Raw genomic sequence first — 18,787 nt, forward strand, 5'->3', positions numbered from 1 at the left:
GTACGACGAAGCGCGCCAGAACAAGATCGCGCGCGCCTCCCCGCTCAGATCGACTTGACCTCGCCGCCGTCCATCCTGAGCGTCGTGCCGGTCATCCAGTGCGCGCCGGGCGATACGATGAATGCCATCAGTTCGGCAATCTCCTCGGGGGTGCCGTAGCGCGCAATGCCCGCTTCGGCGGGGAATTTTGCCGTGGCTTCCTCCACGCTCACGTGGTGCAGCGGCGCCCAGCGTTCCAGATACGACTGGCGGCGGCCCGTCATCACGGCGCCGGGCAGCACGCTGTTGACCTGCACGCCGTCCGCGATACCGCGGTCCGAAAACGCCTTCGCGAGCGCGACGATCGCCGCGTTGATCGTGCCGACTGCCGCATAGGGCGCCTTCGGAAACACGGCCGAATTGCCCGACATCAGCACGACCGCGCCCGAGCTAGCCTTCAGCGCCGGCCAGGCTTCGATCGTCAAACGTCGCGCACCGTGCAGTTTGAGTGCGAGACCGCCCTCCCATTGCTCGTCGGTCATTTCGAACAGATCGACCTGCGGCACCGCGCCCGCAATGTTGAGCAACGCGTCGATGCGCCCGAACGCCGCGAGCGTTTGCTCCACCACTTGTCGCGCAGCTTCGGCACGCGAAAGATCGATGTCGATGACGAGTGCCTGAGCGCCAGCCTCCCTCACCTGCGCGGCGGTCTGCTCGAGTTGCTCGCGATTGCGCGCCACCACGGCGATAGCGTCGAAGTCACGCGCCAGCCTCACGGCCGTCGATCGGCCAATGCCCTGACTTGCGCCCGTTACGATTGCGACTTTGCTAACCATCTTCCCACTCCTCGTTCGATCAGTATTGCCAATCATCATTCGAGAAATTCTGTGATTGCCGTGGCGATCTCGTCTGCATGCGTTTCCAGCGCGAAGTGTCCGGTGTCGAAGAAACGCACCACCGCTTGCGGCAGGTCACGCTTGAATGCTTCCGCGCCCGCGGGCAGGAAGAACGGATCGTTCTTGCCCCACACGGCGAGAAACGGCGGCTGGTGCGTGCGGAAATACGCCTGAAACGCGGGGTAGAGCGCAACGTTGTTCCGATAATCGCGGAACAGGTCGAGCTGGATCTCGTGCGCGCCGGGGCGGCTCATATAGTAGTCGTCGAGCGAATAGCCGTCCGGCGACACCGCCGATGCATCGGGCACACCGTGCGTGTATTGCCAGTGGGTCGTTTCGCGCGTGAGCATCGCGCGCAACGCGTCGCGATTCGTGGGCGACGGGTCCTGCCAGTAAGCGCGAATCGGGTTCCAGCCGTCGCTCAGGCCTTCCTCGTAGGCGTTGCCGTTTTGCGAAATGATCGCCGTGATGCGCTCGGGATGCGCGAGCGCGAGCCGAAAGCCCGTGGGCGCGCCGTAGTCGAATACATACACCGCGAACCGGTCGAAGCCAATGCGCTCGGTAAAGCGCGCGATCACGTTCGCGATGTTCTCGAACGTGTAGGTGAATTGGTCCCGATCCGGCAAGTCCGATTGGCCGAAGCCCGGCAAGTCCGGCGCGACGATATGGAAGCGGTCGGCGAGCTTCGGAATGAGGTCGCGGAACATGTGGCCGGCGCTCGGAAAGCCGTGCAATAGCAGCAGCTTCGGTGCGTCAATGGCCCCGGCTTCCCGGTAGAAAACGTTGAAGCCGTCGACATCGGCGCGGCGGTAGGTAATGGCTGTCATGAGTTCCTCCAGAGATGAACGGACACTTGAACGAACAATTGCGCGGGTTAGCGCGAAGAGACGGACTGAACGGCTTCGACGATGACTTGCGCCACTGCATCGGGCGCCGTGACGCTTGGCGTGTGATCGACTTCATGGGCGCGGATCTGGGCGTTCATCCGGTTCGCCATGAAGCGTTGCGTGTCGGGATCGATCATGCGGTCTTCGCCGGCAACGAGAAACCAGGCCGGCCGGTCTCTCCATAGCGGGCGCCCCACCGCTTCACCAATGCACGCCGCCGCAATGGGACGCTGGATCGCGGCGAGCGCCGCCGCCTCCTGCGCAGTGGCGTGCTGCGAGAACGCGTTCGCAAACGCTTCCTGCGGGAGCCAGATCCAGCCGTGGCGGTCGGGCGCGAGTTGCGGCGCCTGCGGGTGCGTCTTCCCGCGATAGAACACGTCGGCTACGGTCTCGCCCTCGTCGGGTGCGAGCGCGGCCACGTACACCAGCGCCGCGATGTTCGCAGCACGCGTGGCCCCGATCACCGCCCCCGCGTACGCGTGACCGGCCAGCACGACCGGCCCGTCGACCCGTTCGAGCGTGCGCTCGAGCGCCGCCACATCGTCGCCCAGCGAAGTCAGCGGAAGCGGGGCCGCCACGGCGTCGATGCCCTGACGGTTCAACCGTTCGATCACCTTGCTCCAGCTCGACCCGTCCGCCCATGCACCGTGCGCCAGCACCACACTCGTTTTGCCGTGAGACATGCTCTGCTCCTTGAAAGAAAGTGGCGCTGGCTGCGACATCGGCCGCTCGGCACCATCACCTTTTGTAACCGTATTACTGATGCTTTAGAGGTTACGATGGGCGTGTGTAACTTGTCAACGGCATTTTTAATGGTTACACTGACCGCACCCTGATTACCCTTTTGCGGCAAGAAGATGGACTACCGTCCAATACCTGCGATATTCGTGGCCGACGCGCCGGGGCTCGACTTCCTGAACTCGGTTGCAACACCGGTGGACGCGCCCATCGACTGGATCGCCGACGGCGAAGGTTTGCTGTCCTGGCTCGACCAGGCGGGCATGGTTCCCGCGCCGGTGCTCGCCGCCATGCGCGCGCAGTTCACGTCGGCCGGGTTCGACACGGTCGCCGGCGAGGCGCGCGCCCTGCGTGAATGGTTCCGGGGCTTCGTGCGGGAAAGAATGGGCCGGCCGCTCACCCGTGGCGATTTGGACGAACTCGCGCCGCTCAACGACCTGCTCGCGCGCGACGATCGGTACGGCGAAGTCGTCGCGCTCGGCGGCGAAGGCGCGGCGGCGTTCGAGTACCGCGTGAATCGGCGCTGGAAATCGCCGGAATCGCTCTTGATGCCGATTGCCGAAGCGCTGGCGAAACTCGTGTGCGAGCAAGACTTCACGCACGTGAAAGCCTGCGAAGGGCCGAAATGCACACTGCTATTCGCCGACCACACGCGCGGCCACGCGCGCCGCTGGTGCAGCATGGCGATCTGCGGGAATCGCGCGAAAGTTGCCGCGCACCGCAAACGACTCAAGGAGCGCGAAAGCGCCTGAGGGGCTGACGTGGGCAGGCGTGCGCCCGGGCGCGAGCCTTGCGGGATCTGGCGAACCTACCGAAATGGGAGAGGAACGATGAACGCCAGCACCCCAAAGCCCCATGAAAATGGCACTGGCAAAGCCAACGAAAACCCGCAGCAGAAGCACACCGAGCACAGCGACGATCAGCGCAGCGCCATGCCCGAGCGCGATGACAAGTCGCGCAAGCAGTCGCCCGCCGACCGTCCGGGCAAGCAGTCCGGCGAAGGGGAACCTTCGGTGGGTTGATGCCGTTGTCTACACCGCGAAAGAGGCTTGCGTAGCGCAAGCCTCTCAGTATTTTCGCGTTGCGTACTGCTTCGGATAACTGATCGAATCACATCGGCGAATCAGTCGCGATCCGGTGCGCCGAGCGGAAAGAGCGGACGGTATGGCCGCGCCTCGTCCACGGCGCGCGCGTACGAAGGCCGTGCGAGCAGGCGCTCGCGATAGGCGCGCAGCGCGGGATACATCGGGGCGATGCGATGCGTCCAGTCCGCGTAGAAAAGCGACGAAGACGCGGCGCAATCCGCCATCGTGTAGTCCTCGCCCGCCGCCCAGGTTTTGCCCGCGAGCTGGCCTTCGAGCCATGCATAAGCGAGTTCGAGCTTTTCCGCCGCAAACGCCCGCCCTTCGTCGCGCCTCGCGGGGTCGCCGGTCAACGCGCCGTCCACGGCACGTTGCACGGGCGTCATGACATGCAGGTCGAAGAAGCGGTCGAGAAAACGCACGTCGAGCGCGGCCATGGGATCGGCGGGCAGCAGGCGCACCGGCCCGGGATGCTTAAGCTGCAGGTATTCGATGATGATGCTTGTTTCCGCAACGTTGCGCTCGCCGTCCACGAGCACCGGAAACTTGCGTAGCGGCCAGCGTCCGAGCCACTGCGCCGTATGTTCGGGCGTATCCGGACCGATGCCGCGAAATTCGAAGGGTGTGTTGTTCTCGTACAGCGCGACGAGCACTTTCTGCGTGTACGAGGAGAACGGATGACCATATAGCGCAAGCGACATCGTTGAGTCTCCTGGTTCGAGCCGGCGGCAAGTCTTTGAACCATGCGCCGGTTGCGTGCGCAATGCAAGCGCTGCCGGGAACTGCAGCGGCGCGTGTTCGGGCAACTGTACATGGCGGTGGCCGCACGCGTGACGTATCGTGGGCCCGTGCGGTTTCCCCTCTTATTCTTTCGATATGCTCAACATCCTTGGAAAAGCATCGTCCATCAACGTTCGCAAGGTGCTCTGGACCTGTGTCGAATTGAATCTTCCCTTCGAGCGGGAGGATTGGGGCGCGGGCTTTCGCTCGACACATACGCCGGAGTTCCTCGCCTTGAATCCCAATGCGCTCGTGCCGGTTATCAAGGACGGCGATTTTGTTCTCTGGGAGTCGAACACCATCATCCGCTATCTGGCGTCGCGCTATGGCGGCGCGCATCTCTATCCTGCCGATGCCGTGATGCGCGCACGCGTCGATCAATGGATGGACTGGCAGGCAACCGACCTGAACCGTTCGTGGAGCTATGCATTTCTCGGCTTGGTCAGAGCGTCGCCCGCTCACCAGGCGACGGGCGAAATTGCTCTTTCCATCGAGAACTGGACCCGGCATATGCGCATTCTCGACGCGCGGCTGCAGGCAACCGGCGCGTTCGTTGCCGGCACGCACTTCTCGCTTGCGGATATTCCCGTTGGGTTGTCGGTGAACCGCTGGTTCGGCACGCCGTTCGAGCATCCCTCTTTGCCCCGCGTTTCCGCGTATTTCGAACGGCTTGCCGAACGTCCCGGGTTTGCGATGCATTGCGGAAACGGGATACCGTGAGGAACGGTGCGGGCAGTGCGTCGAATTGCCAGGGAGACCGATCAGTCGTGGTTATCGCTCTGCCGTCCCAGTCCGCCAACTCGCAAGTAATTCTCCAATGACGCTATCCGCTCAGTCGCGACGATGGCGCCGACATAACCGTCCGGGCGCACGAGTACCCAATCGCCGGACCGAAGCGCGTAGGCATCGCGGAAATGACCTCCATCATCGATGACATCGCCGCACACGCCAAAGGTATGAATGCGCAAACCTGGGCGCGGCGCCACCCGATCGCGTTCGACGTCGTAACCCAGGAGTGTCCAGTGAGTGCCCTTGAACAACTCGAAGAGACGCGTTGAATGGCCGGTTGCGCGACGAAGGGGAGCGTCGGGCGCGCGGTCGCCGGCGCGCAGGCCGGCAGAGCGTTCAGGACACTCCATCGCGAGCGAGGACCCGAAGTAGCCGATGTCGAGCTGCTGAACTTCACGGCCGCGCCGAAGCTCGCCCCGCTTCATCGCGTCGAGCAACTTCGTCGAAAGACCGAGCATGTCGGCTGCGACTGGCCGGCGTTCTTCCTCGTAGCTATCGAGAAGCCCGTCGGGAGCGCCTTCGATCACCGCCGCCAGCTTCCAGCCGAGGTTGTAGGCATCCTGGACGCTGGTATTGAGCCCTTGCCCGCCCGTCGGCGGATGAAGGTGCGCAGCGTCTCCGACCAGAAACACGCGATTGTCCTGGTAGCGATCGGCAAGACGCGCGTTCATGGTGTAAGCGGACGCCCAGGATACCGATTGCACGCGGACATCGTGGCGGCCGGTGCGCTCGGCCACCATGGCAGTGAGGCCCGCGGACGAGAGATCGACATCGCCCTCTGACGGGACGGGCGCCTGTATCTGGAACAGGTCTGTGCCCGCGAGCGGGCATAGCGAAAGCTGCCGCTCCATCGACCCCTCGTTGAAGCGATGCCAGGCGTTGCGTTCCAGCCCCGTCAGGAAGACATCGGCCACGACGGCGCGCACGCCAAGTGTCTTACCCGGAAAACCGACGCCGAGCGCCGCGCGCACGAAGCTGCGCCCCCCGTCGGCGCCTGCCAGATAGCGCGCACGAACGATCTGTTCGCCGGCCTGATCGACAATGCGCGCCGCCACGCCGTCCTCGCCCTGCTCGACACCGACCAGTTCGCATCCATACTCGACCTGATGACCGAGTTCGGCGAGCCGTTCGCGCATGGCCATTTCGGTTAGAAACTGAGGAACGAGCAACGGCTGGCACCAGGGTTCGCTCGGCGTTGGGGATGCGTGCTCGATGATGTCCGACTCCACGTAGCTGCCGTCAGCACGATATTCGCGCTGCGGTGGATACGCGCCCCCCGCAACGACCACACGGTCGATGATGTCGAGGTCTTCGAATATTTCCTGTGTTCGCGGCTGAATGCCTTTGCCACGCGAACCCCGGAACGGTCCGTCATTCTTGTCCAGCAAGCGGAATGACACGTGTCGCCGCGCCAGTTCGATGGCGAGCGTCAGCCCGGCGGCGCCCGCCCCGCTGATCAGGACATCGACAGCTGAAGTTCTCGTCATCATCCGCTCCGTTATGTGTAATATGCACGCAACAGGAGGAATAGTATGTCGTCCAGAAAAAATGTGCAAGATACACATATATCCGAACGCATCCGGGAATTGCACCTTGCGTTGATCAGCATCGTCAGCGTGATGAACCGGCCCGAACTGGACGAGAAGATGGTCCGGGAGGCAGGCATTTCGCTCGATCGCGCATTGTTTCCGCTGCTGGTCCTGGTCGAGCGACTCGGCCCCATCGGAGTGGTCGATCTTGCCGGACGCGTGGGACGCGACCACACCACGGTCAGCCGTCAGGTGGGAAAACTCGAGAGCCATGGTCTGGTCGAGCGGCGCGCGGGCGCCGAAGACGGCCGCGTTCGGCAAGTCGTCGTGACGCCCAAGGGCCAGGCGATGACCGACGCGGTGGATGCCGCACGCGATCGGCTGGGCCAATCGTTGTTCGCCCGCTGGGAGCAGACGGAAATCGACGAACTCGTGCGACTGATGCGCAAGTTCGCTGACGATATCGAAATCCAGGCTTCCGGTGCCGGGACGTGATTCGGCAGCGGACTCGGTCCAGCATCGGCGCGGCAACGCCAAGCCGTGCACAATACCCCCTATGCAAGCCCCAGACCTCGAACGCCTCGTCACCCTCGCCATGCCCTTCGGCAAATACAAAGGCCGGCTCATCGCCGACTTGCCCGGGCATTACCTCAACTGGTTCGCCCGCGAAGGGTTCCCGCCGGGCGAAATTGGCCGGCTGCTCGCGCTGATGCACGAGTTGGACCATAACGGTCTGAAGGGCTTGCTCGAGCCGCTGCGCAAGCGCGCATAGCGCCACCCCGGCCCGGCGCACAATGCCCGGGCGAATCTCTTGCGAGGTAGGGCGACATGGCCAGATTTCAGCCCGACGGATGGCATACCGTCACGCCCCGAATCGTCGTGCGGGACGCGGAAAACCTGATCGCGTTCATCAAGACGGTGTTTCAGGCGCAGGGCGAATTCCGTCACGGGCTGCCTGCCGAAATCAGGATCGGCGATTCCGTCGTCATGGTCAGCGGGTCGGAAGGCCTTCGCGATCCGATGCCGGCATTCCTGTATGTCTACGTCGAGGACACCGATTCGACCTACCAGAGAGCGATGGCGGCAAATGCGATCTCGCTCGAGCTTCCGACCGACTTGCCCTACGGCGACAGGCGCGCGATGGTCAGAGATCCGTGGGGAAACACCTGGCAGATCGCCACACATCAGCGCGACCTCCCGGCTGCCGAGATCCGTTCAAGGTTGGCCAACGAAGGTTAGGCCAACATTTTGCGGAGCATGGCTGCTTGCCAGGACTCGCCGGTCAAATGCCCGTGCCGTTCGATTACGCGAATGGGGGTTGCAGGACAATGGCATCATCGCGTTCAGGGCCGGTCGTGACCATCGCCACGGGAACGCCGACTTCGTTCTGAATCGCATCGATCAGCGCCGCTGCCTGCGGTGGCAGGTCGCCATACGAGCGCACGCCCCGGGTCGAACCCACCCAACCATCGAAGCGCCTGAGGACCGGCTGAAGGCGTTGCTGCTCGGCGTTCGTGGACGGCATGTAGTCGATGCGCGCCCCATCGAGCATGTAGCCCACACATAGCTGCACCGACTCGAAGCCATCGAGCACATCGAGCTTGGTTAGCGCCAGCTGGTTGATGCCCGCGACTTTGCAGCTCTGACGCAGCTGTACGGTGTCCAGCCAACCGCAGCGGCGCGGGCGGCCGGTGTTGACTCCGTACTCGCCGCCGCGCTCCCTGAGTTCGTCACCGAGCGCTCCGTCCAGTTCCGATGTGAACGGGCCTTCGCCAACACGCGTTGCATAGACCTTGCTGACACCCAGCACGCGCCCGAGGTGCGACGGCGCAATGCCGGCGCCGCTGGCCGCGCCGGCGGCGATAGTGCTCGATGATGTGACGTAGGGGTAGCTGCCCCAATCCACGTCCAGCATGACCGCTTGCGAGCCTTCGAAAACCACGCGTTTGCCCGACGAATGGGCGTGGTCGAGCTGTTCCCAGACACGGCCCACGAACGGCAGGATGCGTGGCGCCATGGCAAGCAGGTCGTTCAACATTGGGTCGCGCGGGAATGGCTCCTGGCCCGAACCGCGAAGCCACGCGTTATGGTGCTCGAGCAAGACGTCGAGTTTCTGGGCCAGAAGTTCCGGTTCGGCAAGATCGCACACGCGCAAGCCGCGGCGCCCAACCTTGTCTTCGTATGCCGGACCAATGCCGCGCAGGGTGGTGCCAAGCGGCTTTGCGCGCATTCGTTCCTGGGCAGCGTCGATCGCGCGATGGACTGGCAGGACCAACGTAGCCGTCTCGGCGATTTGAAGCACCTCAGGCGTCACGCGAATGCCCATCGCAGCCATACGGTCGATCTCCGCGAGAAGCGCCTCGGGGTCGAGCGCGACGCCGTTGCCGATCAGGCCGAGCTTCCCGCGCACCACACCGCTCGGGAGCAGTGCCAGCTTGTACGTTCGGCCATCCACCACCAGCGTGTGCCCGGCGTTGTGCCCACCGTTGTAACGAACGACGATGTCCGCCTTCTCTGCGAGCCAGTCCACGATCCGGCCCTTTCCCTCATCGCCCCACTGCGCGCCGACCACGACGACATTCGACATGCGATATTTCCCCTGGTGAGTAAATCGAACAGATCCAGAACAGGAGCTGCTGCAAAGGGGCTCAATATAGGTCTACGCAGCTGCCATGAAAAGCGATGTAAACTCACCTAATCTGTCAGGAAAAATCACATAGGATTCGGGTTATGTCTCGTCGTCTGCCGCCGTTGAACGCGCTGCGCGTATTCGAAGCCGCCGCTCGCGTGGAGAGTTTTTCAGCGGCAGCCGAGGCGCTTTGTGTCACGCACGGGGCCGTTAGCCGGCAAGTGCGGCAACTGGAGGACTGGCTCGGACTCGACCTGTTTGAGCGTCGCGGCCGCAGAGTCGTATTGACAGCATCGGGGCGCGCTTACCTGGCCGAGGTATCCGCGGCGCTGGACCGCATCGCGCTCGCGACCAGTGAGCAACTCCGGGCCACCCGAGCGCAGATCGTGAGGGTCAATGCGCCCACGACTTTCGCGTTGCGCTGGCTGTTGCCGCAGCTTTCCAGCTTCCAGTTGACCAATCCGGCGGTGGAAGTGCGGCTGACGACTTCGGATGAGCCGATCGAAAAGCTGGGCGATGAATGCGATGTGGCGATTCGCGGCAGCGAGCAGAAGTCGGCGGGGTATGCGGTCAAGGAGTTCTTATCGGAAGTCCGGCTGCCGGTTTGCTCACCCAGGCTGCTGGAAACGCACCCGATACACGACGTCCCGGATCTCGCGCACCACACCCTGCTTCACACGGCGACCTATCCCGGCCTTTGGGCGCAATGGCTTGTGGCGAGCGGTAACCCAGGGCTTGCTCCTCGCCATTCCCAGCAACTGGATCACTTCTATTTGACCCTGCAAGCCGCCATCGATGGTCTGGGTATTGCAATGGGTCCGACCGCCCTTGTCGCACTCGATGTCAAAGAGGGCCGCCTCGTGTTTCCCTTCGACGGCCCCGCCCTGCCGGCATGGCGCTACTGCAGCTATGTGCGCGATGCGCGCATCGAGGACCCTGCTATCAATACCTTTCTGGCGTGGTTGCGCGAACTCGGGCAGCGCTTTTCACATCATGCGTAGCGAGGGTGGCGCATCGTCTGTTTCCGCGCTCACGGGTTGACAGCCTGAATTCGATGCTTTAAAAAGTAAAGCATGAAGATTCCACGACCAGGACAACCCGTTCGCGGCTCGACAACCGGACGGCCGATCATGGTCGTGCTGGACCTGCTCGGGCGGCGGACCGCACTGCGGATACTGTGGGAACTCCGTGACGAGGCGTTGACGTTTCGCGCGCTGCAGGAAGCCTGCGACACCAATGCCCGCCTGCTCAATACTCGCCTCGCGGAATTGAGAGCGTCCGGTCTCGTCGAGCACGGCGAAGGTGGTTATCAGATGACGGCAGAAGGCAGGAAGCTCAGGGCCGCATTGCAGCCGCTGCAGGCTTGGGCCCGACAATGGGCCGAACGCGACCCGCAGGGGTTCGAAGCGGCTGATCGCGATCACGCGGGCCGCGAGGCGTGATTCCTCAGGTGCCCGAACTATTCTCGCAGTGACGTGCACAAGGCTTGCGCGTCGGCATCGCTACGAGCGGGTTCGGGACGCCTTCGCACCGCACGCGAGCCACGTTCCGCACGACCCAGGGAGTTGAACGATGTTGCACAACGTGAACCATCTCCGCTGGAAGATTGTGGCATTGCTCGTCGCGCCGCTGACGTTCGTGATGACGCTCGACCGCACAGCCATGGCTGTGGCAGCCCCGACGATCCAGAACGAACTGGGCCTGTCGATCGTCGAGATGTCGATGATTCTCACGATCTACTTCTGGGCCTATGCAATCGGGCAGATACCGGCCGGCCGCGCCGCCGAACGCTTCGGGTCGCGTAAGGTGCTGTTCGGCACGAGCACGCTCTGGTCGCTCATGATGCTCGCCACGCCCCTGGGCACCTCGTTCGCCTGGCTCTTCGGGTGCCGCCTCGTGCTGGGCGGGGCGCAATCGGCGGACTGGTCGAGCAGTGTCGTCGCGCTCAAGCGCTGGGTTCCGGCCAGCGAGCGCGCGAAAGGCAACGCACTGCTGCTCGCGGGACTCTATCTCGGCCCGATCATTTCGGCGCCGCTTACGGCGTGGACCATCTCGCGGTTCGGGTGGCACGCCGTTTTCCATGGATTCGGCGCGCTGGGCCTGCTGCTCGGCGCGATCTGGTGGTTCGGCTACCGCGATACGCCGGCAGCGCATCCGCTCATCACAAAGGAAGAGGTCGAGTACATCGCAGCCGGCCAGCCACCTGAACACACCGCAGCCAGGGGCGCGCTCAGGCGCTGTCTGCGGCAGTGGCGCTTCTGGATCTTCGGTGTGCAGTACTTCCTGCTGGTGCTCATCCAGAGTTTCTATACGACGTGGCTGCCAACGTACCTCATGCGCGCGCGCGGGCTTTCGCTCAAGGCGATGGGTCTGTACGCATCGTTGCCGTGGGTGGCTGTGTTCGTGGCAGTGTTCGCCGCAGGGGCATTCAGCGACTGGCTGCTCAGAAAGACGGGCTCGGTCTATCGGGCGCGCACGCCCGTTGCGGTGAGCGGATTTCTCGTGAGCGCGCTTGCGTTGGCGGCGGCCTCGCGAGCGGATTCGATTACCGCGGTGATCGGCTTGCTGTGCCTGTCCTTTGCCGCGGTGGGATTCGTGCAGGTGGTCGTCTGGTCTGCCACGCAGGATCTCGGGCGCGAGTTTGCCGGCGTCATGTCGGGATGGACGAACGTGTGGGGGGCCCTGTCGAACGTCGCGGGTCCCATGACGCTGGCGCTGGTCGTCAAGGTCACGCATAGCTGGGGAAGCGGCATGATCGTGATCGGCGCGGCGGCCGCTTGCGGAGCGCTGCTATGGCTGTTCGTGCATCCCGAGCGCCCCTTGCTACGTGACGACGTGGGTGGCCCGCCAGCTCCCGTGGAAACGGGCGCAACAACAGACGCGATCGGGACCGCGGGGGTTTCGCGCAACGATGCGCGCGAAACCGATGCTGATGCCGGACAGGTGTCCGAGCAGAACGGCTGAAAAGATCCATCGTTGCCGTCGCGAAGCCGGTACTCGAATAAGTTGATTCGTCAACTTGATATCTGGGTGCGCATCCGGTTGCTCTGAATGCGGCGGGCATATCCTTGCTGCGCGTCTTGACGCACGCGGAGGCGCCCGACCGATCGAATACGGCAAGTGGCTTACGCATCGGGCTGAATGAGACCCTCACCATGCCGTCAATCAGAGCGATGGCAATCAACGTTGATCGCCCCAGTCCAGGAACGACAAGATACCTCCCGACTGCCTCCCCTGCCTGGATATCGGACCAAAGTCCCATTGTGCTCCACCCGGGTGGCGACCAGACTTGAGCAAAGGTGGCCACGGCAGCCATGTGGGCTCGCAATCCGCTGACAACTGGCACGAGCGAGCCGGCGCCATATGCCGGCCTGTTCGCGACCTGGTGGTCCCGGCTCCCCTCCTGTCGCGCGCAGATTCTCGTGGCTCCACGCCGGCGGCTGAATGGGACGTTGCGTAGCGACGCGGACGCTCGCGCGCTGCGCGCCTCTGCCGCGCCCGTGAACTGCTGAGTCAGACGAATGACGATGCGCAGCGCGCTCGGTCCGTCGAATGTCTGAACGTCGAGGAGCAGGTGAACGGTGCAGACCCCATGATATGTATGTATTCGTCGAGTTCATCGACCGCCAACCCGACGCTCAACGTTTTGTTCGAAATTGGCGCGAATCCGGAACTCACGCAAGCGGACGTGCAAAACCGTGTGTGCCTCGTGTTGCCACGAACGCCACGGCAGGTTGAGTCCCAGGGCATCCAGGTCCAGAAGAAGTCGAGCGCATTCATTGCTGCACAGGTGCCGCAATGACTCACAGGAAACTCATCGCCTGTCACGAATGCGATCTCCTGCAGCGCGAGGTGACCGTGCAAGCGGGCGGAGCCTTGCGATGCCGGCGCTGCCGCGCCCAGCTATACCGCGAACTCCCCAACAGTCTCGACCGGGCGCTCGCGTTTTCACTCGCCGCGGTTGTACTCTTCGCGGTCTCGAATCTCTATCCGATCGTCGGCCTGTCGGTCAACGGGACGGTCGTCGAAACAACGCTGCTGGGCGCCGTGGGCGTGCTGTATCTGGACGGGAAATGGCCAATCGCGGGCCTCGTGTTCATTACGACTGTCCTCATGCCGATCTTGCAGACCGTAAGCATGCTGTGGTTACTGATCCCGCTGAAATGCGACCGTGCGCCGTGGGGCGGTGCGGCCATCTTCCGGCTCTGCCGCTTTTGCCAGCCCTGGGGGATGACCGAGGTGCTGATTCTCGGCTTGCTCGTTGCGCTTGTGAAGTTGTCCGCGATCGCGGGCGTGGTTGTGGGTCCTGCGCTGTGGTCGTTCGCAGCCCTGATGTTCGTGCTGGCGGCGGCCGGCTCCGCTTTCGATATGCGCACCTTGTGGGCGCGGGTCGCCGCCGTTGAGCACATCGACGCGCAGCCAGACCTGGACGAGGCGTCTCTGCAAGGCGCGCTTACCGCAGCGCAATGCGGTCTCGCGCAGTGCCACGATTGCGGACTGCTCGCAAGCCTACGGGCCAACGCCCATACGTTCGATTGTCCGCGCTGTGGTGCAGCGATGCACGTACGCAAGCCCGCAAGCCTGTCTCGCACGTGGGCCTTCCTGGTCGCTGCGATGGTGATGTACATCCCGGCGAACATGTTGCCCGTGATGTACACGAACTCGCTCTTCGGCACCGAGAACGACACGATCCTCTCCGGCGTCGTGTACCTGTGGACTTCGGGATCGTGGCCGCTTGCGATTGTCGTGTTCGTCGCGAGCATCGCGGTGCCGATGCTCAAGATCCTCGCGCTCGTCTACCTGACGATCTCCACACAAAGGCACTCGCGCTGGTACCCCGTCGAGCGCACACGGATCTATCGGATGGTCGAATTTGTGGGGCGCTGGTCGATGCTCGACATCTACGTGATCACGATGCTCGTCGCGCTCGTGCAGTTCCAGGCACTTGCGACAATCCAGGCCGGCAACGCGGCGATCGCGTTCGGTGCTGTGGTGGTGTTGACGATGTTTGCAGCGATGGCGTTCGATCCCCGCCTGATATGGGACGAACTGGAGCGAGATCATGCCGGAACCGGAGAAAAAGCCTGATTTCCCCGACGCGCAAGCAACGCCGCGCTCGCGCTGGCGTCTTCAGGTCGTCTGGCTCGTACCTGTCCTCGCGGTCCTGATTGGCGGATGGCTCGCTGTCAAGGCAGTCGTCGAGAAGGGACCGACGATTACGATCAGTTTCCTGACCGCCGATGGTCTCGAAGCGGGAAAGACGAAAGTCAAGTTCAAGAACGTCGACATCGGGCTCGTCAAAACCGTAACGCTCACGCCCGATCACGAGCGAGTCGTCGCGACTGCCGACATCAATAAAAATGCGACGAACATGCTTGTCGACACCACGCGTTTCTGGGTCGTGCGCCCTCGTATATCCGGCGGAACGGTGTCTGGGATCGGCACGCTCCTGTCCGGCTCTTACGTCGAAATGGATGTCGGGAAATCGAAAGTCGACCGTCGCGACTTCGTCGGCCTCGAGACACCACCCGCGATCGCGAACGATGTGCCGGGGCGCGAATTCATTCTGAAAAGCACCAATATGGGCTCGATCGACGTCGGCACGCCAGTCTATTTCCGAAGGCTGCAGGTCGGACAGATATCCGGCTACAAGCTCGATCCTGACGGCCACGGTGTGACACTGAGGGCGTTTATCAATGCGCCATACGACAAGTTCGTTCTTGCGGACACGCGCTTCTGGCACGCGAGCGGTGTCGACGTAACAGTCGGCTCGGGTGGCATCCAGGTCAATACGCAATCGCTCGTGTCGATCATGATCGGCGGCGTGGCATTCGAGTCGCCGCCGAGCGGGTTCGACGGAGCCGTCGCCGCGACCGAGTCGACCTTCACGCTGTTCCCGGATCGGGCTGACGCGATGAAGGCGCACTATCACGTCGTCGCCAAGTACGTGGTCGACTTCACTGAATCGGTCAGGGGACTGACCGTGGGCGCGCCTGTGGACTTCCGCGGCATTGTGGTGGGCGAAGTGACAGCGATCTATACACGCTTTGATCTCAAGACAGAGAAGTTCACCATTCCGGTGGAAATAGACCTATATCCAGAGTTGTTCACGTCTCGCTATGAGGCCGGCGCAGTCAGCGCCCCAGGCGGGCGCGTGTCCAACGATCCGCACGCACTGGCGGATCGCCTCGTCGCGAAGGGACTGCGTCTCCAGCTTAGAACGGGCAATTTGCTGACAGGCCAACTGTATCTGGCCGCCGACTTCTTTCCTGATGCGCCAAAAGCCACCGTCAATTGGGCGTCATCGCCTCCAGAACTTCCGACGATCCCCGGAAACCTGCAAAGGCTGCAGGACAACGTCACGCAACTCGTGGCAAAGCTCAACACGATTCCGTTCGATGCGATTGGCAAGAACACGCGAGAGACGCTGGCGAACGCGAAGACGCTACTCAACGATCTCGACACCATGATCGTCCCGCAGGCGCAGGGCACACTTGCCGCGGCCCACACTGCGCTCGACTCGGCCAACAACGCGTTGCAGCCGGACTCCGCCCTGCAGCAGAACACGACCGACATGATTCAGGAGCTTTCACGCACGGCTACGGCCTTCCGCACGCTCGCCGATTATCTTGAGCGGCATCCGGAGTCGTTGCTTCGCGGCAAGCAGCAGGAGAACCACCCGTGACGCGTGCACTGATATCGGTCGTTATTGCCCTGTTGGCCGTGTCGCTTGGCGGCTGCGCCAGCTCGCCAGCGTCCAGCTTCTACCGGTTGAAGCCTGACGCAACACTTGCCACCATGGGCCCCGTGGCGCCGCTACATGTTGTGGTCAACCCGGTCACGATTCCCGCGTTGGTTGACCGCCCGCAGATCGTCGTCAGCCTTGCCGACAATCAGGTGTGGCCTGAAGAGTTTCAACGCTGGGCGGAGCCGCTGAAAGGCAATATTCAGCGAACGATCGCTGGCGATCTCGCGGTGCTGCTTGGCTCTGAGCACGTAAGCGTGTATGGGGCGGATACAAGTGGCTTGCCAACGTGGCGTGTGCGCGTCGACATCATGCAATTCGATTCGGTGCTGGGGGATATGGCAACGATAGACGCACTGTGGACAATCTGGCCTCCAGGCCAGGTGACACCGATTTTCGGGCGCACGCTCGCGCGCGAGCCTGTGCAAGGGCAGGCTTACGACGCGCTTGTTGCCGCTCACGATCGCGCATTGGGCTCGGTGAGCCGGGACATTGCGGCTGCGATCGTGAAGAGCCTGTCGCGATGACTGGCGCAATGGCATCCGCTACAGCGGCCCGGGCAACGCTCCCTTCCGGGTTTTACTTTGTCGGCTTCGTTAGTGACGACGTGTCAATCGCAGTCACGTACCGTTTGCGAGGTGGAAATGATGAAGGCCAAAACGAGCAAACTGCCTCCTCAAGTGGTCGACAGCCTTGCCAGGTTCGACCATACCGTTTTTGTATTGCAGGGCGGCGGCGCTCTGGGTGCGTATCAGGCTGGCGTATTTGAAGGCTTCGTTGAAATTGGTATCGCTCCGGACTGGATTGCGGGTATCTCGATTGGCGCAATCAACGCGGCACTGATTGCCGGAAATCCCCCGGAAAAACGGGTTGAACGGCTACGCGAGTTCTGGGAGCGCGTATCGGCCCGCACATCGCTGATACCGCAAGCCACCGCAGGCGCAACGCGGTCGTGGTTCAATGCCTGGAGTGCGGCATCGGTTATTACGTTCGGTGTGCCAGGATTTTTTGTGCCGCGCGCGCTACCGCCGTTCATGGCCGTTCATGGCACGCCCGATGCCCTCAGCTTTTATGACACTCACCCTCTTAAGAGAACGCTCGAGGAACTTGTCGATTTTGATCTGATCAACCGGCGCGATATTCGTCTTTCGCTCGGGGCGGTGAACGTGTGCTCGGGGGAATCAGTCTATTTCGACAATACCAAAACAAGGATAGGCCCGGAGCATGTCATGGCGAGCGGCGCATTACCTCCGGGGTTCCCTCCTGTATTGATAGAGGGACAGTGGTATTGGGACGGAGGAATCTCATCCAATACACCGATGTGGTACGTCGTCGATGAGGCTTATCGGGAGAGCGCGCTCGTATTGCAGGTCGATGTGTTCACCGGCTCTGGCCACTTTCCCGAAAATCTCCAGCAAGTTCAGGAGCGCCTCAAGGACATTCAATACGCGAGCAAAGCGCGCTTCAGTTCGGCGCATATCAAAAAGACCGAGGAGTTGCGCACTGCGCTACGCCGTCTGCTGGACAAGCTTCCCGAAGCGATGCGCGACGATCCGGACGCACAGCGGTTGGCGGCGGTGAGCACGCGAGGCGCGGTCGCCCTGGTTCATATGACCAACCGCCACAACACCGGCTCTTCGGACTTCAAGGATTACGAGTTTTCACGCGCCACCATTGACGAACTATGGCAGGGCGGCCTCGGCGACGTGCACGATGCAGTTGCGCGGAAAGCCTGGGAGGATGTGGTCGAGCTTGCTTATGGAATTCGTGTATTCGACCTGACACCGGTCGAATCACAACATCAGGAGAAAGCACCATGACGGAATCCGAGGTAAGAGAGCGCGCCTTTGCCATGCCACTCACGAGTCCCGCCTATCCACCGGGTCCCTACCGATTCGTGGATCGGGAATTTCTTATCATCACCTATCGGACTGATCCGGAGAGGTTGAAGAAGGTCATACCCGGCCCGCTCGAGATGGTTGATCCCATAGTCAAATTTGAGTTCATCCGGATGCCGAACTCCACTGGCTTTGGCGACTACACCGAAGCCGGACAGGTCATCCCGGTAAGTTTTCAGGGACACACTGGTGGGTACGTGCACGCGATGTTCCTCGACGACATGGCACCCATCGCCGGTGGTCGGGAAATCTGGGGCTTCCCCAAGAAGCTCGCGAGTCCGCAACTGCGGGTCGAGAAAGACACGATCGGCGGCGTGTTGCGCTACGGGCCCGTGCCGATTGCGGTGGCGACGATGGGCTACAAGTATCGTCCCGCGCCTCACGACCAGATCCTGGCGTCACTCTCCGCACCCAACTACCTGCTCAAGATTATTCCCCATGTGGACGGATCCCCCCGAGTTTGCGAACTTGTGCGGTACTTTTGCGAAGACATCAGTGTCAAGGGCGCATGGAATGGCCCGGCAGCGCTTGAACTGTTTCATCATGCGCTTGCGCCTGTCGCTGAACTGCCAGTTCTGGAAGTGCTTTCAGGAGTCCATATCCTTACCGACCTGACACTCGGTCTGGGTACGGTAGTTCACGACTATCTGGCGGATCGGGAAGCCGCATCGTAAGTTCAGATCGGCTTGCGCCTTTCGAGGAACGTGTTGAGCACGATCCATAGTGGTCGATGGAGTCGAGGTCGGTGGCAGGCTTACGGCAAGCTGTATTGCGCCATTCGTCACTGGATTGACACCGCGGGCTTCATTGGCCTTCGTTGACCACGCGTCCTAAA

20 protein-coding genes and 1 pseudogene are annotated in these 18,787 nt (G+C 62.5%); 15 read left to right on the forward strand and 6 right to left on the reverse strand.

Annotated features, from left to right (window positions below; genetic code table 11):
• Nucleotides 1–44: 44 nt before the first annotated feature.
• The 3 genes from JMY28_RS04540 to JMY28_RS04550 are packed head-to-tail and all read right to left on the reverse strand — an operon-like array spanning nucleotide 45 to nucleotide 2,445.
• Complete coding sequence (locus JMY28_RS04540) at nucleotides 45–815, reverse strand: SDR family oxidoreductase (protein ID WP_201694715.1); 771 nt, start codon at nucleotides 813–815, stop codon at nucleotides 45–47.
• 35 nt (nucleotides 816–850) lie between these two features.
• Complete coding sequence (locus tag JMY28_RS04545; protein WP_201694716.1) at nucleotides 851–1,702, reverse strand: alpha/beta fold hydrolase; 852 nt, start codon at nucleotides 1,700–1,702, stop codon at nucleotides 851–853.
• A gap of 47 nt (nucleotides 1,703–1,749) precedes the next feature.
• Entirely contained in the window at nucleotides 1,750–2,445 is a 696-nt protein-coding gene (locus tag JMY28_RS04550) for an alpha/beta fold hydrolase (RefSeq protein ID WP_201694717.1), read from the reverse strand.
• 174 nt (nucleotides 2,446–2,619) lie between these two features.
• Between JMY28_RS04550 and JMY28_RS04555 the strand changes: the two genes are divergently transcribed.
• Nucleotides 2,620–3,252 carry a CGNR zinc finger domain-containing protein gene (locus JMY28_RS04555; protein ID WP_201694718.1) on the forward strand — a complete coding sequence of 211 codons (633 nt, stop codon included), beginning with the start codon at nucleotides 2,620–2,622 and terminating at the stop codon, nucleotides 3,250–3,252.
• 78 nt (nucleotides 3,253–3,330) lie between these two features.
• On the forward strand, nucleotides 3,331–3,522 hold the full coding sequence (locus JMY28_RS04560; protein WP_201694719.1) for a hypothetical protein: 192 nt from the start codon (nucleotides 3,331–3,333) through the stop codon (nucleotides 3,520–3,522).
• A 101-nt stretch (nucleotides 3,523–3,623) separates the two neighbouring features.
• Here JMY28_RS04560 and JMY28_RS04565 read toward each other — a convergent pair whose 3' ends face one another.
• Nucleotides 3,624–4,283: a glutathione S-transferase family protein gene (locus tag JMY28_RS04565; protein ID WP_201694720.1), complete on the reverse strand. Its 660-nt coding sequence runs from the start codon at nucleotides 4,281–4,283 to the stop codon at nucleotides 3,624–3,626.
• Nucleotides 4,284–4,458: 175 nt separating this feature from the next.
• Here JMY28_RS04565 and JMY28_RS04570 point away from each other — a divergent pair, with 175 nt between their 5' ends.
• A complete protein-coding gene (locus tag JMY28_RS04570) occupies nucleotides 4,459–5,082 on the forward strand; it encodes a glutathione S-transferase family protein (RefSeq protein WP_201694721.1) in 624 nt (207 codons plus the stop codon).
• A gap of 41 nt (nucleotides 5,083–5,123) precedes the next feature.
• Here the strand turns inward: JMY28_RS04570 and JMY28_RS04575 are convergent, their stop codons facing one another.
• Nucleotides 5,124–6,707 carry an FAD-dependent oxidoreductase gene (locus JMY28_RS04575; protein WP_236596691.1) on the reverse strand — a complete coding sequence of 528 codons (1,584 nt, stop codon included), beginning with the start codon at nucleotides 6,705–6,707 and terminating at the stop codon, nucleotides 5,124–5,126.
• Between JMY28_RS04575 and JMY28_RS04580 the strand changes: the two genes are divergently transcribed.
• The 3 genes from JMY28_RS04580 to JMY28_RS04590 all read left to right on the forward strand — a co-directional run bounded on the left by JMY28_RS04580 (nucleotide 6,684) and on the right by JMY28_RS04590 (nucleotide 7,919).
• Complete coding sequence (locus tag JMY28_RS04580) at nucleotides 6,684–7,175, forward strand: MarR family winged helix-turn-helix transcriptional regulator (RefSeq protein ID WP_201694722.1); 492 nt, start codon at nucleotides 6,684–6,686, stop codon at nucleotides 7,173–7,175. The two genes, JMY28_RS04575 and JMY28_RS04580, sit on opposite strands and share 24 nt — an antisense overlap.
• 61 nt (nucleotides 7,176–7,236) lie before the next feature.
• Nucleotides 7,237–7,452, forward strand: coding sequence for a DUF3820 family protein (locus JMY28_RS04585; protein WP_158761255.1), 216 nt, complete (start codon nucleotides 7,237–7,239; stop codon nucleotides 7,450–7,452).
• 56 nt (nucleotides 7,453–7,508) lie between these two features.
• The gene (locus JMY28_RS04590) at nucleotides 7,509–7,919 is read left to right on the forward strand and encodes a VOC family protein (RefSeq protein WP_201694723.1); all 411 of its coding nucleotides are present in this window, start codon (nucleotides 7,509–7,511) and stop codon (nucleotides 7,917–7,919) included.
• 64 nt (nucleotides 7,920–7,983) lie between these two features.
• Here the strand turns inward: JMY28_RS04590 and JMY28_RS04595 are convergent, their stop codons facing one another.
• Entirely contained in the window at nucleotides 7,984–9,267 is a 1,284-nt protein-coding gene (locus tag JMY28_RS04595; RefSeq protein ID WP_201694724.1) for an adenylosuccinate synthase, read from the reverse strand.
• A 143-nt stretch (nucleotides 9,268–9,410) separates the two neighbouring features.
• Here JMY28_RS04595 and gcvA point away from each other — a divergent pair, with 143 nt between their 5' ends.
• The 9 genes and pseudogenes from gcvA to JMY28_RS04640 all read left to right on the forward strand — a co-directional run bounded on the left by gcvA (nucleotide 9,411) and on the right by JMY28_RS04640 (nucleotide 18,626).
• Complete coding sequence (gcvA, locus tag JMY28_RS04600; RefSeq protein WP_201694725.1) at nucleotides 9,411–10,310, forward strand: transcriptional regulator GcvA; 900 nt, start codon at nucleotides 9,411–9,413, stop codon at nucleotides 10,308–10,310.
• 129 nt (nucleotides 10,311–10,439) lie between these two features.
• Complete coding sequence (locus JMY28_RS04605) at nucleotides 10,440–10,751, forward strand: winged helix-turn-helix transcriptional regulator (protein WP_236596692.1); 312 nt, start codon at nucleotides 10,440–10,442, stop codon at nucleotides 10,749–10,751.
• Nucleotides 10,752–10,881: 130 nt separating this feature from the next.
• A complete protein-coding gene (locus JMY28_RS04610; RefSeq protein WP_201694727.1) occupies nucleotides 10,882–12,273 on the forward strand; it encodes an MFS transporter in 1,392 nt (463 codons plus the stop codon).
• 598 nt (nucleotides 12,274–12,871) lie between these two features.
• Nucleotides 12,872–13,090: pseudogene (locus JMY28_RS04615) on the forward strand (efflux RND transporter permease subunit); the annotation flags it as partial.
• A 17-nt stretch (nucleotides 13,091–13,107) separates the two neighbouring features.
• Entirely contained in the window at nucleotides 13,108–14,397 is a 1,290-nt protein-coding gene (locus JMY28_RS04620) for a paraquat-inducible protein A (protein WP_201694729.1), read from the forward strand.
• On the forward strand, nucleotides 14,372–15,994 hold the full coding sequence (locus JMY28_RS04625; RefSeq protein ID WP_201694730.1) for a PqiB family protein: 1,623 nt from the start codon (nucleotides 14,372–14,374) through the stop codon (nucleotides 15,992–15,994). The genes JMY28_RS04620 and JMY28_RS04625 overlap by 26 nt, the downstream gene beginning before the upstream one ends.
• The gene (locus JMY28_RS04630) at nucleotides 15,991–16,581 is read left to right on the forward strand and encodes a PqiC family protein (RefSeq protein ID WP_201694731.1); all 591 of its coding nucleotides are present in this window, start codon (nucleotides 15,991–15,993) and stop codon (nucleotides 16,579–16,581) included. Before JMY28_RS04625 ends, JMY28_RS04630 begins: the two co-directional genes overlap by 4 nt.
• Nucleotides 16,582–16,698: 117 nt before the next feature.
• Complete coding sequence (locus tag JMY28_RS04635; RefSeq protein WP_236596693.1) at nucleotides 16,699–17,874, forward strand: patatin-like phospholipase family protein; 1,176 nt, start codon at nucleotides 16,699–16,701, stop codon at nucleotides 17,872–17,874.
• A complete protein-coding gene (locus tag JMY28_RS04640; protein ID WP_201694732.1) occupies nucleotides 17,871–18,626 on the forward strand; it encodes an acetoacetate decarboxylase in 756 nt (251 codons plus the stop codon). The genes JMY28_RS04635 and JMY28_RS04640 overlap by 4 nt, the downstream gene beginning before the upstream one ends.
• Nucleotides 18,627–18,787: the final 161 nt, after the last annotated feature.

It is taken from the genome of Paraburkholderia hiiakae (assembly GCF_904848665.1).
Lineage (GTDB): Bacteria > Pseudomonadota > Gammaproteobacteria > Burkholderiales > Burkholderiaceae > Paraburkholderia > Paraburkholderia hiiakae.